Annotated in this window: 14 protein-coding genes; 4 read left to right on the top strand and 10 right to left on the bottom strand. The window is 44.4% G+C overall.

The window, feature by feature from the left end; all coding sequences use genetic code 11:
* Positions 1-183 precede the first annotated feature (183 nt).
* The 8 genes from ACE1OE_RS12325 to ACE1OE_RS12290 all read right to left on the bottom strand — a co-directional run bounded on the left by ACE1OE_RS12325 (position 184) and on the right by ACE1OE_RS12290 (position 9,450).
* Positions 184-1,416: a hypothetical protein gene (locus tag ACE1OE_RS12325; protein WP_449211242.1), complete on the bottom strand. Its 1,233-nt coding sequence runs from the start codon at positions 1,414-1,416 to the stop codon at positions 184-186.
* Positions 1,413-3,053 (bottom strand): vWA domain-containing protein, encoded by a 1,641-nt coding sequence (locus ACE1OE_RS12320; RefSeq protein WP_449211241.1) that lies wholly within the window; start codon positions 3,051-3,053, stop codon positions 1,413-1,415. Before ACE1OE_RS12320 ends, ACE1OE_RS12325 begins: the two co-directional genes overlap by 4 nt.
* Complete coding sequence (locus tag ACE1OE_RS12315; protein WP_449211240.1) at positions 3,046-4,056, bottom strand: VWA domain-containing protein; 1,011 nt, start codon at positions 4,054-4,056, stop codon at positions 3,046-3,048. Before ACE1OE_RS12315 ends, ACE1OE_RS12320 begins: the two co-directional genes overlap by 8 nt.
* Positions 4,053-4,547 (bottom strand): DUF4381 domain-containing protein, encoded by a 495-nt coding sequence (locus tag ACE1OE_RS12310; protein WP_449211239.1) that lies wholly within the window; start codon positions 4,545-4,547, stop codon positions 4,053-4,055. The genes ACE1OE_RS12315 and ACE1OE_RS12310 overlap by 4 nt, the downstream gene beginning before the upstream one ends.
* Positions 4,544-5,506 carry a DUF58 domain-containing protein gene (locus ACE1OE_RS12305; protein WP_449211238.1) on the bottom strand — a complete coding sequence of 321 codons (963 nt, stop codon included), beginning with the start codon at positions 5,504-5,506 and terminating at the stop codon, positions 4,544-4,546. Before ACE1OE_RS12305 ends, ACE1OE_RS12310 begins: the two co-directional genes overlap by 4 nt.
* Before the next feature lie 13 nt (positions 5,507-5,519).
* Entirely contained in the window at positions 5,520-6,515 is a 996-nt protein-coding gene (locus tag ACE1OE_RS12300; protein WP_449211237.1) for an AAA family ATPase, read from the bottom strand.
* 28 nt (positions 6,516-6,543) lie between these two features.
* Positions 6,544-7,845 (bottom strand): anaerobic sulfatase maturase, encoded by a 1,302-nt coding sequence (locus tag ACE1OE_RS12295; protein ID WP_449211236.1) that lies wholly within the window; start codon positions 7,843-7,845, stop codon positions 6,544-6,546.
* Positions 7,846-7,941: 96 nt separating this feature from the next.
* On the bottom strand, positions 7,942-9,450 hold the full coding sequence (locus ACE1OE_RS12290; protein ID WP_372059540.1) for an arylsulfatase: 1,509 nt from the start codon (positions 9,448-9,450) through the stop codon (positions 7,942-7,944).
* Between the two features lie 199 nt (positions 9,451-9,649).
* Here ACE1OE_RS12290 and ACE1OE_RS12285 point away from each other — a divergent pair, with 199 nt between their 5' ends.
* Positions 9,650-10,498, top strand: coding sequence for a LysR family transcriptional regulator (locus tag ACE1OE_RS12285; protein WP_372059541.1), 849 nt, complete (start codon positions 9,650-9,652; stop codon positions 10,496-10,498).
* A 180-nt stretch (positions 10,499-10,678) separates the two neighbouring features.
* Here ACE1OE_RS12285 and ACE1OE_RS12280 read toward each other — a convergent pair whose 3' ends face one another.
* Together ACE1OE_RS12280 and ACE1OE_RS12275 are read right to left on the bottom strand one after the other, a co-directional pair.
* The gene (locus tag ACE1OE_RS12280; RefSeq protein ID WP_372059542.1) at positions 10,679-11,440 is read right to left on the bottom strand and encodes a DeoR/GlpR family DNA-binding transcription regulator; all 762 of its coding nucleotides are present in this window, start codon (positions 11,438-11,440) and stop codon (positions 10,679-10,681) included.
* Positions 11,441-11,458: 18 nt separating this feature from the next.
* The gene (locus tag ACE1OE_RS12275) at positions 11,459-12,352 is read right to left on the bottom strand and encodes a sugar kinase (protein WP_449211235.1); all 894 of its coding nucleotides are present in this window, start codon (positions 12,350-12,352) and stop codon (positions 11,459-11,461) included.
* 345 nt (positions 12,353-12,697) lie between these two features.
* Between ACE1OE_RS12275 and yihU the strand changes: the two genes are divergently transcribed.
* From yihU to ACE1OE_RS12260, 3 genes are read left to right on the top strand one after another with little or no spacing between them, the layout of a single operon-like run.
* Positions 12,698-13,591, top strand: coding sequence for a sulfolactaldehyde 3-reductase (yihU, locus tag ACE1OE_RS12270; RefSeq protein ID WP_449211234.1), 894 nt, complete (start codon positions 12,698-12,700; stop codon positions 13,589-13,591).
* 20 nt (positions 13,592-13,611) lie between these two features.
* The gene (locus ACE1OE_RS12265) at positions 13,612-14,652 is read left to right on the top strand and encodes an aldose epimerase family protein (RefSeq protein ID WP_449211233.1); all 1,041 of its coding nucleotides are present in this window, start codon (positions 13,612-13,614) and stop codon (positions 14,650-14,652) included.
* Positions 14,653-14,706: 54 nt separating this feature from the next.
* Entirely contained in the window at positions 14,707-15,447 is a 741-nt protein-coding gene (locus ACE1OE_RS12260) for a sulfite exporter TauE/SafE family protein (RefSeq protein WP_102469262.1), read from the top strand.
* Positions 15,448-15,477 lie beyond the last annotated feature (30 nt).

Genomic DNA, 15,477 nt, shown 5'->3' with positions numbered 1-15,477 from the left:
TTATCATTGTTTAAGGATGCGCTATGGTAATGGAGGATGCGCTTTCTAAGTAGAGACCGACACTTACTTCAACTATTAATCATATTAATACTGGTCAAAAAGAAAACAATAAGTTAATTATCGTTTGGCAAGAGGGAAGCGAGTAAATGCCCATTTCCCTCTGTTGTCTAAACCATCGTGCGATTACTTACGGACGACATGTTTATGTTCTGGTTTTTGTGACTGGTTATTAGATAATCGTCGCCAACATAAGCAAGCTCGGAGTCGAGAAAACACCATGTTGCTTTGAATGTGAGCGCTCATGTTTTGCCATTGTGGATCGGAAGAGAGACGTTTTAGTTCCACTAGGTCTGTTTTATGTCGTAGCCGCTGGTATATCAATTTGCGTGCAAGCGACCACTGCTTTCGCTTTAGAGACAGCACAAACGCTATCAGTGGCGGCAGTGGGTGAGTTCGATAGTAGTCGCGTATACCGCGAACGCCTGCTGCTGCTAACCCGCCGACTAACACAATAGCGATGACGTATACCCAATATGCTTTTATCCACGAGGAGAAAGTGTGGCGAACCTGGAACTTGGCCCCTTCTAAATATAAGTGTTCGAGTTTTTGCGTGTCAGTGTTCCAAAATGTAATCTCAATCGGCGCTAAGATTAACGGTCCACCTTTTTGAATCACATAGTTACGTTCTTCTTGTCGCTCCGATAGGTAGTGAGTTCGAACCCGGGAGTCGTTGAGAAAAATAGGCTTGTCGTAATAGTCAGCAGAGCCAGTCCAAGGCGTTGGGAGGAGCGTTGGAAGTAACATCGCTAAGCTATTATCAGCATGGAGATACACGGTTCGAGTGATACTGTCACCAACTGAAAGTGTATCGTCTGACTGACGCCAAACCTGTTTCAAATCGGCGCGACTTGCGACTAACGTCGATTGATTTTGAGCAAAATCTGCCACGGGCATTTGAGCGGTAAAGTAGAGTGGTCGAGTCCGAAAGGTGGTCCTGACATCCTCCCCATTTTGTGCGCTAAACTGCACTTTTACGTCAACCGCCGGGATTGTATAGCGTCCACTTTTATGTGGATAAATAGGGATCTGCCAACGTTGATGCGACCAGCTTTCTCCTCCTTTTCGACGGTTAAAATTAGTTGCTGCCAAATCACCTTGCGGGATGATTAGATTAGGAACGTTGATGTTGCTAATTTGCGTCCCAGCAGTAAACCAACGCGATGTAGCGACTTCAATGTACATAAAAACAACTTCATTGATAGAGGTTGGTGTCGTGGTGTTGTCGCTACTTAACCAGCTACGAATCATGACGTCTTGTTCGTCGCCTTTCTCTACCGCTGAGTGAACGAGAGTCGGGTAGGAAAAACACAGGGCCAAAATAGCAATAAAACGTGATAAGTTCCGCCAGTTTTTCATAGTGTATTATCTCGTAATTGGAGAGCAAACTTTCGCTGGAGAAACAACGCAGGATTAGCTTCTACGCGCAGAAGCCATTGCTTTGTCATCTCGGGGTTTGTAGATAAATCATCAGCTGTGATTTGTAATTGAATTTTTGAATCAGGCATGACCTCTTGGTCGTGCCCGTCTGCCGTTTGTGGTTGATCGGCAGGCAACGAAAAAGACGTTTCGCTTTGCCCTTCATCACTTCGCCCCTGTCCTTCACTAAAATCATTAATAAACTGAATAAAGTCAGAGACGACCTTAAGATTAAGAGCAATACTTTCGTCATCCGGATATTGCTTATGGAGCGTGTCGTAGAGTTTCCTAGCCGCTACATACTCTCGTTGTCCAATTAACGCGAGTCCGAGATTAAATTGACAATCCACGTCATCAAATGCGACCCAAATCTCTGCAGCTCGTTTGTAGTCACCCGCGAGAAAATACGCATTGGCTTTGTGCTTGGGTGAAACAAAATACAAGGCTGCAAGCTTAGGGTTGTCGTGCATAAGATACCATTGCCCGAGTTGATCGGGGGTGATCCACAATCCTACAAAAAAATCTACCGCACGGGCTAGCCCTGTCTGTGTTGTCTCTCCTGATGCAGGATTACCAGGCTCTCCATCCTGTGCGCTAGCCTGAGGGCTAAAGCAAAGGCTGGTAGTAATGAGCCCTAAAATACACCACTGTACGACCCAACCTCGTTTGAACCATAAAAGGTAAAGAAATGCTAAAGGAAACAACAAGTAATAACCATTGTCTTGCCAAGGAAGCGTTGAATCGCTATTCAACTCAGTGTTCAGTCTGATTAAATCTGCGATTGCTACTACATCAGAGTTATCCGGCGTCACCTGATACAAATATGCGCCTGTTTGACTGGCTAGACTTTGCAATTGATGGGTGTCGCTGTTGCCGTTCACCGATAGCATAATCAGTTGATGACGGCTGTTGGTAAAATAATGAAGAACTTGCTCTGTCTCTTCAGCGGGTATTCCATCGGTGATCAGTAATACACTAGTAGGGACGGCTAAATCTTGCAGTTGGGAAGTGATAACGGGCAGTGATCGGCTGACTCTTTTTCCCTTGATGGGCATAATATCTGGTGACACTGCTTCGAGAAAAGGAGTGATAACATATGGGTCTTCTGTTAAAGGCATAGCTAAGTGCGATGAACCTGCATAAACAATCAGTCCAGTTTTCCCTCCTTGGCGCAGAGCGATTAAGTCTTGAATCTTATGCTTGCTTCGCTCAAGTCGTGTTGGCGCTACATCTAGATTTAACATGCTTTGGCTACTATCGAGCACAATCAACAGTGCCGATTTATTTTGTTCAAGCGGTGATGGTTGACGCTGCCATGTTGGGCCTGCGCAAATGATTACCGCCAGTGTCATGACCAAGGCCAGTACTTTTAACGGAAGTTGTGCTCGCCAATTAGAGTGGTTGATAGTCAATGCTTGTTCTAAGTGCTTTGGCAGCGAATGACATGCCTTTTTGGGACGATTATTTTTCCAACTAACCCAGAATAACACGCCAATGAATGGCAAAAGTAGTAGCCACTCAGGGCGGATAAAGTGGAATTGTTTTATTAGTAACGTTACGTCAAGTGAATTAAACACGGCGCTGACTCCACACGGATAAACCAATAAACAACGTGCTGATCATCAGTGATAATCCTATAAAGAAGTGGTGTATAGATTGTTTCGGTCGAAACGGTTTACTTTCAAATTTAGAGGGTTCCAATTCACTGATTACATCATATGCTTGTGCTAGGGACGTCGTATCTAGCGCTTGGAAAGCTTGTCCGCCAGATTCGAAAGCAATGTCTCTAATGACATCCATATCCATCGCTTCATCACCAATGGTGTCGGGGTTGCCAATGGCAATAACGTGCAGCTTTATACCCGCTATTTTTGCCATTTTTGCTGCCTCGACGGGCGACACATCGCTTCCGGTATCGTTGCCATCAGTGAGAATAATGGCGACCTTGTCTCGAGTCACTGACGTCGATGTATCGATGTCAGGAGTGAATGCTTTAATAGTTAATCCAATCGCATCGCCTAGATGGGTACTTTCACCTGCCATACCAACATCCGTTTGATTAAGCAGTTCAAGCCACACGGTTTGATCTGTGGTAAAAGGGGTTTGAATGAAAGCGGCATCACCGAAAAGAATGAGTCCAAGTCGATCTCCTTGACGCTGGGTGACGAAGTCGGTCAGTACGTGCTTTGCGGCATCAAGTCGGCTGATTTTTTTATTGTTTTGATCGGAAAAGTCAGTATTAGCCATCGAACCAGATAAGTCGGTCACGACCATGATATCTCGGCCAAAAAATGTTTGTTGTTGTGTTGCACCAAGGATAATGGGCTGTGTCATCGCAATGACGAGGATTATCCAGTTTAATAACAATAAAAACCGTTGTGACTGAGTCGGTTTAAGTTGACTGGCCCCCTTTGTTGGACGTATTGGTAATACATCGGCAAGAACAGAGAGAAAAGGGACTTTGATAGCGGTTTTTTTTGTTTGGAATGGTGGCGCCCAGCGCATGACAAATAGTGGCGCAGGTAGTAACCAAAGCCAAAGTGGGGCACCAAAAGTTAAGTTAGACCAAATATCGCTCATGAATTTGCCTTTGCTGTCGGATGATTTCGCAGCCAATATTCGGTACGTCGATACAATTCCTGCGACTGTTCTTCAGTCAGAACATAAATAGGATTAAACAAGCTGCGCTGCCATTGATGGCCCATCGCATCGTTAAATAGTGCGTGGGAGGAGGGAGAATAATCATCAAGCCACTGTAATAAAGCTTGGCCTTGTAAAGGCGCTGTCGCACCATCAATGATGGTTGAAACGTGTTTAATCAGCCTAAATAATCCCTCTGGGTCATTGGTGTGCGCAAGATTTTGCTTTAGAAATGCCAATGCCTGCCGTCTATAGCGATTCTCTTTATAACGGACATAAGCCTTGTAAAGCCGCAAGGCCATATATAAGAGGGCGCACACAGTAACGAATGTCCACCCGGGTGCTAATGGAAAAATAGACAATGTTTCAGGCGGTTTAATTGCTGCCATTTTGCTAAATAGAAAAGCGCCATTGGATTCACTCATGATCATGATGCGTTTCCTATCGTATTCGTATTAGGCGTCATAACTTGAGAAAATTGCTTAATATGTTGCCCACTGGTATCTAATTCAAGCACACGTAGCTTTTGCCCATTCATGATCTGCGTAACGTCCTTATAGGATTGAGCAAATCGATTAAGTAAACCGTGTTGTGCGGTGTTTGCGAGCTTAGTCGAATCAATGTTTAATTGCAGATCGCCATCACTCATGACGAAACCCATCAGTTGATTGATATGGTGAGGTTTCTCCATCGGGTCTGTGATCATTACTGCTAGTACGTCGTTGTGGCCCTGTAAAACTTTGAGTGATTGCAAACTGCGATGGTCTAATTCTAACCAGTCACTTAATATAATGATGCTCGTTTGTTTAGGTTGTTTTTGCGCCAAGTGTGTAATGAGCTTGCTAAATGACATAGGTTGGCTTGTTGACGGTGTTGACGTTAACAATTGATTGGCGGTTGCTAGCGCTGCGACTTGGGCTAGTGCCGCTTTGCTGGATCGTGTGGTTGCGAATTCCGCGATCTTATCATCTTGTAAAAGCGTTAAGTTAACGCGGTCTTGGTCGTCAATGACGCGCCAAGTAATTAATGCTGCCACTTCGGCTGCGACGACGGATTTCATGGTATCGACTGAGGCAAAATACATACTGCTACGCTGATCGACACAAATAATTACTCGTCTATCGTGTTCCTCGTTGTAGCAGCGAACGTGAGGTTTACCGGTGCGTAAGGTCGTTGGCCAATCCATGTTTCGGATATCATCGCCCTGTGTGTAGTGTCGCAGCTCCTCAAAATCTAAACCTTGACCACGAGAGGTCGAAGAATGGCTGCCAGTGATGATGCTCGTATTAGTCAAACCATGTTTAAGGGAAAAATCGCGGCTGCTCGTTTTGAGCTTCACTAGTTGCGGTAAATGGCACTCAAGACGAGGGTCGTGATTATTGATAGGCATGTGATCGTCTCCATTACCCAATCAATACGTGATCGAGTAATTCGTTTAAGACGTCAGACGGCTTAACGCCATCCGCAATCGCATCAAATGTTAGTGAGATACGGTGTCCTAATACCGGCAGTGCGACAGCCCGCACGTCATCGGGCTCGATATAATCACGACCTTGCAACCAGGCGTGCGCACGAGCACAACGATCTAACGCGATTGAAGCCCTAGGGCTTGCGCCTATGGAAATCCAACGAGATAGCGATGAATTAGGGTAGCGAGTTGGGTGCCTTGTTGCCATCACGAGGGCAACGCTATAGGTTTCGACTAATTCCGAGGCGTGTAACGTAGGCAACGCCTGGCGAGCTATCATGACGGCATTAAGATCAAACGTTGGGTCGTTGTGGTGAGGTTGTTCGTGAGTAGAACTCAGTTCTGAACGGACTAATCGAACAATAGCAAGTTCTGCTTGGTCATCTGGATAATCCACTTGAACTTTGAGTTCAAATCGGTCCATCTGTGCCTCGGGCAGCGGGTAAGTGCCATCTTGCTCTATTGGATTTTGAGTCGCCATGACCAAGAATACATCAGGTAATGGGTGTGTTTTACTACCAATGGTCACGGTCTGTTCAGCCATTGCTTCTAATAATGCTGCCTGAACTTTTGCTGGGGCTCGATTAATTTCGTCGGCGAGGACAATGTTGTTGAAAATAGGTCCCGGCTGGAACTCGAGTCCGAGTTCACTGCCTTTTTCTCTATAAATATTGGTCCCAGTGACGTCAGATGGCAACAGGTCTGGGGTAAATTGGATACGTCCGAAGTCCACATTTAATGCTCGAGAAAATGCTTTGATGGCGCGAGTTTTCGCTGTGCCAGGAAGCCCTTCTAACAGGATATGACCCTGAGTAATCAAGGCAATGATCAGTGCATTGACGACGTGCGATTGGCCAATCAACTCTTGGTCAAGTTGATGTGATAACGACGAAAAAGCGGCTTGTGCGTCGGAAGAAGTGATTGGGGGCATAAAATGAGCCTTAAATAGAAGTAATTGATTAAATTGAATTATTACGTCGGATTAACGCGACTAAACCGTTCAAAATGGGATCGGCGTAGTCGTAAAAGGCTTTAAACCCAGAACACAAGTAGTTGAGGCCTTCTTCTCCTTTGGCTGTGGTCAGCAATCTGTCCTTGGGGCAACCTCCCCAGCAAAGCGATAAGTGATCACATTCGACGCACTGTGTTGGGAGGCTATCTCGTTTGGCCATCCCAAAGGCTTCTTGGCGAGTCGAGAAAACGAGATTATTGAGTGTTTCTGTATTGACGTTTCCAAGTTGATATTGAGGATAGACATAGTGATCACATGAATAAATACTGCCATCGTGTTCTAATGCAACGCCCTTACCACAGAACTCAGCCGTTGTGCATAATTGAGAAGGCAAGCCCATTTTTTGAGCGACTGCTGTTTCAAAGTAATTGACGAGAACCTTGCCTAAATCGTGATTGATCCATTCTTCAAAAATAGTGGTGAGGAAATGGCCCCAATCTTTTGGTGTCACAGACCAATCAGTCACGGGGTGGTGAACTTGTGTCGAAAAAATTACGTCACTGTTTTGCATCAGCGCCGTGTTTCTGTCCCAAAATTGAGGAGCAGTTTGCGTAAAGTCTGAGGCTTCGACACACGGGGTAAACTGCACGTAATTAGCACCTAACTCTTGCGTCAAGAACCGATATACCGTTAAAGGGTGCTTAGCATTTTCTCTATTTACGACCGTCAGTGCGTTAAAGGGGATTTTATATTTCTGTAGTAATCGAGCGGCTTTCATTACACGGTCGAAGGTTGGTTTACCAGAGCGCGTGACGCGATAGATATCATGTAAATCGCGCGGTCCATCGATCGACAAGCCAACTAAGAATTGATGTTTCTTTAGAAAAACACACCATTCCTCGTTAATTAGCAACCCGTTTGTTTGCAGGTCGTTTTGAATAACGACACCTGTTGGTTGATATTTCTTCTGCAAAGCGATGATTTTTTTATAGTAGTCGATACCGAGCATCGTCGGCTCACCACCTTGCCATGAAAAAATGATTTCCTTGCTATCTTGACTGTTAATATAGCTTTCGATGAAGCGCTCTAGTGTCTCATCATCCATGCGAGGTTGCTTTGGTTGGTGTAGCAATCCCTCTTTATGAAGATAAAAGCAATATTGACAATCAATGTTGCATTTGGAACCCCCTGGTTTAGCCATCACGTGAAATCTACGCAGGTACTTGGGGGTGTCAGTAATGTCCTTTTCTGCAGTTCTTAAAGGGCTAAGCTGGGTTTGGGTAGAGTCTTTCATTGAAACTTTTTGCATGAGAAAACCTCAAATACAAATGGTGCGTTAAACACACCATTTGTATTAAGTGAACGTACTTTGGTTATAAAAGTATTTTTTTAACGACGATTTTAACTATTTGGTTGGCGTGAAACTGCCTGGTTCCATGCGAGGAGGGAACTCTTTGAATGTTTCCATAACATCCGCGACGGCTTCTTTTGCGTAACCTAGAAGGTATAAACGTTCATACATCCATTGGTCATAACCAATGCCATATTCGCCACTTTCAAATGGGTCAATTTCGAGATCGAAAATTAACGGCACACGAAGTTTAGTGAAAGGCTGCTTCCACATCTCAATCCCCGTGTTGTGCTCTTGAATCATAAAGTGAAATTTCCAGCGGTCGTGACGTACTGCAAGAAGATCGCCGTCATCACTCCAATAGTAGAAACGTTCACGCGCACTTTTTTCGGTTTTACCTTGAATCATTTCTGTCTGATCGTAGCCATCGAGATGAACTTTGTATTGGCGTCCATTTAACTCGCGGCCTTTCAACAACTCTTCTTTGATCTCGCTATTCCCGGCAGCAGCCATTAATGTAGGAACAAAATCTTCAAGTGACATCATGCCGTTGACGGTAGAATTTGCAGGGATTTTTCCTTTCCAGCTCATTAATGCAGGCACTCGGAAGCCACCTTCCCAGCCCGTGGCTTTTTCTCCACGGAATGGGGATGAAGCGGCATCTGGCCACGTCCCTTTCATTGGTCCGTTATCTGTCGTGTAGATAATGATAGTATTATCGTCGATGCCAAGGTCGGTGATCTTATCGAGAAGCTGCCCAACTTGTTCGTCATGTTCAATCATGCCGTCTGCATAGAAACCTAAACCACTACGGCCCGAGTTTTCTTCACCAACATGGGTAAAGTTGTGCATGCGTGAGGTATTAACCCAAGTAAAGAATGGCTTGTCATCTTCCACTTGTCGTTCAATAAAGTCTTCAGCGGCTGCAAGAAACTCTTGGTCAACGGTTTCCATTCGTTTGCGAGTCAAAGGACCTGAATCTTCAATTTTGCCGTCAACCGTTGAACGAATCACGCCGCGAGGCGCAAATTTCTCTGTGAACGAGGCATCTTGAGGGTAATCCGTGTTTTCTGGTTCCTCTTCAGCATTTAAGTGGTAGAGGTTGCCAAAAAACTCGTCGAAACCATGGGCAGTGGGAAGAAACTCATCACGATCGCCCAAATGGTTTTTACCAAATTGGCCCGTCGCATATCCGTACTCTTTTAACATCGTCGCAAGAGTAGGGTCTTCTTTAGAAATACCTTCTTTAGCACCAGGCATACCAACTTTTGAAAGACCGGTACGCTTAGGCATTTGGCCCGTGATGAAAGCCGAGCGCCCAGCCGTAGAGCTTTGTTGTGCATAAAACTCGGTGAATTTTGTACCCTCATTGGCGATGCGATCGATATTTGGCGTTTTATACCCCAACATTCCTTGGTTATATGTACTGAGGTTAAAGTAGCCAATATCATCGCCAAAAATAACGAGGATGTTTGGTTTATCTGCGGCGGTTGCGTTGGCTGAGAGAGTACCAGCTGCAAGCGCACAAGCCGTCGCGAGCTTCTTCTTAGTCAGAGATTTCAAGTGAACAGTCCTTTACTGATTTATGATTCGGACATGGTAATAAAGCTGGCGAGGACTGAGTAGATAGTGCCAATTACTTCTAGTATTAATATGGTTTATACTAGAAGTAATTGGTCTCTGACTTTTTACTTGGGTAAATTAATGTCTAGAACCCCGTTTAGCGACGTTTAGTCACGGCCAGAATGTAAGAGTGCTGAAGATGATTGATCTGAATTTAATACGAACTTTTATAGTAGTACACGAACATCTCTCGTTTACTAAAGCCGCAAATCAGCTTGAGGTGACACAACCGGCGGTGAGCTCTGCGATCAAACGATTGGAGAAGTCATTAGGTTATACTTTGTTTTTGCGTAAAGGGCAGAAAATTGTCCCGACTTCATCCGCTGACCATGCGGCGCAGCATTTCAAAGATGCTTTAGGGGTCATTTACGGGACGATTAACAATGATCGTAAGTTAATCGTTCATTGTGATGAGATCGCACTTAATATTATTAACGATATTAATGGCTTGCAATTGGTCGAAAAGCCTTACGATACCTCAGAGATTTTTGACCTTTTTAGAACTCAAAAAGCAGACATAGTGGTTGATGCTTTAGTGAATCACAACAGTACGCTAATTGCCGAACCATTGCTAAACGACCCATTATATGTAGTTTGTAGAGAAAACCATCCGCGTATTAATGGTACGTGTACTGAAGCGCAGTTTTATAACGAAAATCATATCCTACTTACTAGACACAGAAACGGTCTTACGGGATTTGAGTTACTTGCACAAGGTGGTGTGCAAGCACGTAATTCAATGATATCAGTCTCTTCTTTAGCGGAGATACTGCTTCAAGTTCAATGTTCCAATAATATTGGAATCGTGTCGAGTTCATTTGCTCACCGTTGGGGGCCAGTCTTAGGGCTACAAGTATTAGAAATGCCGATAAATATTAAGCCTGTAGAGTACAAGATGTTTTATCACAAACAGTACAAATCCGACCCACAACATAAAGAGGGTAGAGATAAAATAAAAGCGGCATTCATGAATGCATTAGCTAGGTAGTCGATAACATATAGGCGTTGTATAACAACGATGGGGCGTGATCAATAACAGTACAGTCATTTGCCAATTGCTATTAGTTACGAAAATATTGTAGAGAAACTCGATATCATGAGTTTTAAATTAGGGATGGAAATGTATCAATAAACTCTCATTAAAGAGAGTTTATTGATTTTGGGATGACTATGGATTACACACCTCTACCGCCGTTTGTCCCTTGCTAACGATTGAGCTTAACTCCTCGGTAAGAGGAGAGTCAGTGAACAGGTAAGTCGCTTTGCTGATCGGACCCAACTCAATGGAACCCTTTGGTATAAACTTAGTCGAGTCCAATGCAACCATTATGTGTCGTGCTGACTTCATGACGGTTTGTGTAATAAGTGTCTCGCTGAGATCATATTCGAGTAACGTTCCATCGACATCAATGGAGGCTGCACTTGTGATGAGGTAGTCGAATCTAAAGTTAGAAATAAAATCCATTGCTTCTGTTCCAACAATACCTCCATTGAATGCTTTTACCTTGCCACTTGGTATCAACACATCAAATGTTTTGTTACCGTGTAACACATTGGCCACACGTAAACTATTAGTAATGATCTGCAGATTATTCTTATTAAGAAGGTGGCTAGCAATAACCTCAGCGGTTGTACCTATGGTAATAAAAACGGTTGAGTTATCAGGAATAATGTCCGCAATTCGTTTTGCAATCGCATTTTTTTGATCGGTCTCTGACACTTTACGAACTTCATAATCTAGGTTCGTTTTCGTTGATGGAGAACTGGCACCACCATGATGGCGAATAACCAAGCGATCTTCACTGAGCTTTTTAATATCACGACGAATGGTTTGCGTCGAGACGTCTAACATTTCCGCCAGTTCTTCAACAGTGTAATAGCCTTTGTCGTCAACTAGCTGCAATAACTTATCTTGTCTTGGATTAGTCACGATAACCCTTCTTTTTTATTATTTGTTTACAATATTAATGTCTACGTCTTTTCGGTTCGGGATACCTTCACGACCACCAAGTTTTTGGCACTTGAGGGCTGCGACAGTATTAGAAAAGATAATAGATTGACGCGTTTCCATTTGCTCTGCCACGGCGACAGCAAGGGCTCCGTGAAAAACATCTCCAGCACCTGTAGTGTCGACGACGTCTACTTTGAGGCCTACTTGATGAGCGAGTTCGCCGTTTTCAAGCCAGTAACATCCTTTTGAACCGACTGTAACATAAACTCTGCCGGGTGTCTTTTTTTGAGCGAGTTTGAGGCCTTCTATAGGATCCTTTGTTCCTGTGAATTTTTCCAGTCCTGGTTCGCTAAATGCAACGTGATCGGCTAATTTAACAAGAACATCAATGGGTTCGGGCGTTAGGTCTGCATCGAGAACCGAAGGTATCCCGAATTTTTTTGCTTGTTCTAAAGCATATTTTGCCCCTTCCAACCAACGAACATCTGTAAGAATTGTGGAATATGTCGAAAAATCAACATTTTTTAACGGCGTAATATCTTTCGATAAAGACTCGTCTTGGTAGTTGATGATCATTCGTTCACCCTCGTTGTCCACGATCACGGCGGAGAATGCTGATGAAGCACCGGGAATTTTTATAGTACGGTCAACACCAACGCCGTATCCCGCTAACTCAGATAGCATGGTATCTGCCACACCATCACAACCCACGCGACCAATAAAATCAACACTATGGCCAAGTTTCGCAACGGCTACCGATGCGGTCGCTGCTGGGCCACCACCCACTTCAAAATAATTGTGTGCAACATACTTCCCACCAGAGTTTGGAAGCTGAGAAACCAATTGGACCCGGTCTAATACTGTAATACCAACACAAGCTATCGCCATCATTTATCTCTTATTGTTTTTACATCATTGGAAAATAAGGAGTGCCGCTTCGCGCGTTTTCTTTGCATGCTTTTGTTTTTAGCTCGTTAGGCTTTAACGCTACCATTCATCGCGCCATCAACCATAGCAAAGTAACCCTTAACGCTATCTCGAATGCGACGAGCTTAAAGTCAGCTCATGGACACTATTATAAAGCGCAAAATCAGTTTGGATGAGAGTATTCTCACAAAAAGACAATAAATGGACATAAAACAACAAAATGTGACAAGTGTTGTGGTTATAAACTCTCGAATGATTATAGTAAATAGCAATTCAACAACTATAACCAACAACAGTTAAGGATTTTTCATGGCAACAGTAGGATTTATCGGTCTTGGTCAAATGGGTAGCCCTATGGCTGCAAATCTCATTAAAGGTGGGCACTCATTACGTGTGTTTGACGTGAATAAAGACGCGGTTAGCCGTATGGTTGAATTGGGGGCAATCGCAGCGTCGTCACCAGCCGAAGCGGCAACCGATGCCGAATTTGTTATTACCATGCTACCCAATGGGGCGTTAGTAAGAGAGGTCCTTTTTGGTGATGGAGGTGTGACAGAGCGCCTAGATACGCAAGCTCTACTTATTGATATGTCGACGATTCATCCATTTGAAACTGATGCCTTGATTAAAGATATGTCGAGTGAAGGTTATTCAATGATGGAAGCGCCAGTGGGGCGTACATCTGATCATGCAATCAAAGGCGAATTGTTAATTCTGGCTGGTGGAACCGCGAAACAAATTGCTAAAGCACTGCCTCTATTTGATTGCATGGGCTCTGAAACTATTGACGCTGGTGGTCCAGGGAAAGGAATTAGGGTCAAGATCATTAATAACTACATGAGTATTGCGCTCAATGCATTATCTGCTGAAGCGGCAACGCTGTCAGAAGCGATTGGACTTGAGTTTGATGCTGCGATGAAAGTGATGAGCGGCACCCCTGCGGGTAAAGGACACTTCACAACAACATGGCCTGGTAAGGTGCTTGCTGGCGACTTATCTCCTGCATTTATGGTTGACCTCGCACATAAAGATTTAGGGATTGCCCTTGATCTAGCGAATCAAGTGAATGTACCTATGCCTTGCGGTGCGGCATCGCGTGAGTTGTATAGTATCGCTCGAGCTGCTGGGCGCGGACGCCAAGACTGGACGTCTATATTCGAACAGCTTCGTGTTACTTCCGGCCTTGAAGCAAAAATCCAATAATAAATATTAGAGGCCATAACGTGAAAATTACGGTAGAGAATTGGGGTCAAGTCGAAGGCCAAGCATTGCCAGTCAAACTATTTACCCTAGAAAATCGACACGGTTTGAAAGTGCAAGTCACAAACTACGGCTGCATCGTGACCTCAATTGAAGCCCCCGACCGAGAGGGTGCGAAGGCGAACGTGGTTTTAGGTTATGACAACTTAGAACAATACCTAAAAGGGCACCCGTTCTTTGGTGCTGTCGCCGGGCGTTATGCTAACCGTATTAAAGATGGTCGCTATGAACTCGATGGTGAAAGCTTTCAATTGGAGACCAATGAACCGCCAACTCGCCAACATTTACATGGCGGAACGAAAGGCTTTGATAAGTACGTTTGGGATTTTTCGATTGAAGAACAACCTGAAGCAATTTATCTGCATCTCAGTCGAGTTTCTGTGGATGGTGAGTCAGGCTATGGCGGGACGATGAATGTCACTCACTCGGTGGGGTTGGATGAAGGCAATCAACTCCATTACAACTTCAAAGCAATGACCGACAAACCGACCGTTGTCAATTTAGTCAATCACAGCTACTACAACTTGGGTGGCCATGATTCGGGCGCTGTAGATGAGCATGAACTTGTACTTCATGCCAATCTATACACGCCAACGACTGAGGAGATGATTCCTACTGGCGAAATAAAGTCAGTAAAAGACACGGGGCTCGATTTTACTACCGCCACTCGAATTGGGTCGGGTGAATACGATCATAATTTTGTCCTGAATGGGTGTAAACGAGAGGGTGAGTACCATTACGCTGCGGAACTATATGACGCGCATAGTGGGCGGATGATGACGGTGTTAAGCACCCAGCCTGCTGTTCAGTTTTATAACGGTTTTAAGTTATCAAACAAAGCATGGTTAGGCCGTCATGGTCGACATTATAAAGCACGGGAAGGTCTATGTTTGGAAACGCAACATTTCCCCGACAGCCCAAATCAGCCACACTTTCCAAGTGTGCGCTTGAATCCTGGTGAAGTGTTCGAAGAAAAAACCATTCACCGCTTCTCCGTAAAATAACAACTCTCAGTTATCACTTAAGGGTGAGTTCTCGCCCTTATTTAGGATTTAATTATGGATATCACCGTTATTCTTGTCTCCTTAATCATTGCATTAGGGGGCTTTACACAAGGCTTGACCGGGTTTGGGTTAGCGCTCGTTTCTGTACCATTACTTTCGCTGGTTATCGATGCAAAAATGGCGGTCCCCATCGCTGGAATATTTGGCTGGTTAGTAACGTTTCCGATTGTTTGGAAAATGCGTCATTCCATCCAATACAAAGTGGGATTAATTCTTGTTGCAGGGTCATTACCGGCATCATTTGTTGGCGCAAAACTGTTGGCGAGTCTGCCGTCACAATACATCTTGATTACGATGGGGGTGGTATTGATCTTATCGAGTATTCATTCGATGAGAAGTGCTAAGCCTGCGTTCTCAAAGACCTCGGTACCGGTGACCGTAGGGACTGGTTTTGCTTCTGGCGTATTAGGGGCGAGTGTTGGTGAGGCTGGTCCGCCGGTGATCGCTTACACATCAATGCAACCTTGGACAGCCGATCAGGCGAAGTCGACGCTGGTGTTCTTTTTCATGTTGCAAATGATAGGGGCGATTGCGAGCTTTTGGAATGAGGGCTTGATTACGCCTGACGTACAAGAGCTGGTTTTATCCGCGATGCCTGCTTTTCTTGTCGGTATGACTGGCGGCATGGTGGGCTACCACTTTCTACAAAAATACAAAATCAACTACCACCACATCGTGCATGGCCTACTTCTTGTCATTGGTTGTGTGCTAGTGATCAAAAATGTCCATATTTGATTATTTGTGTCACAAAAATGATGGTCAATT

This window comes from Vibrio sp. E150_011 (genome assembly GCF_053544015.1).
This window is presented reverse-complemented; position numbering and strand designations above follow the sequence as displayed.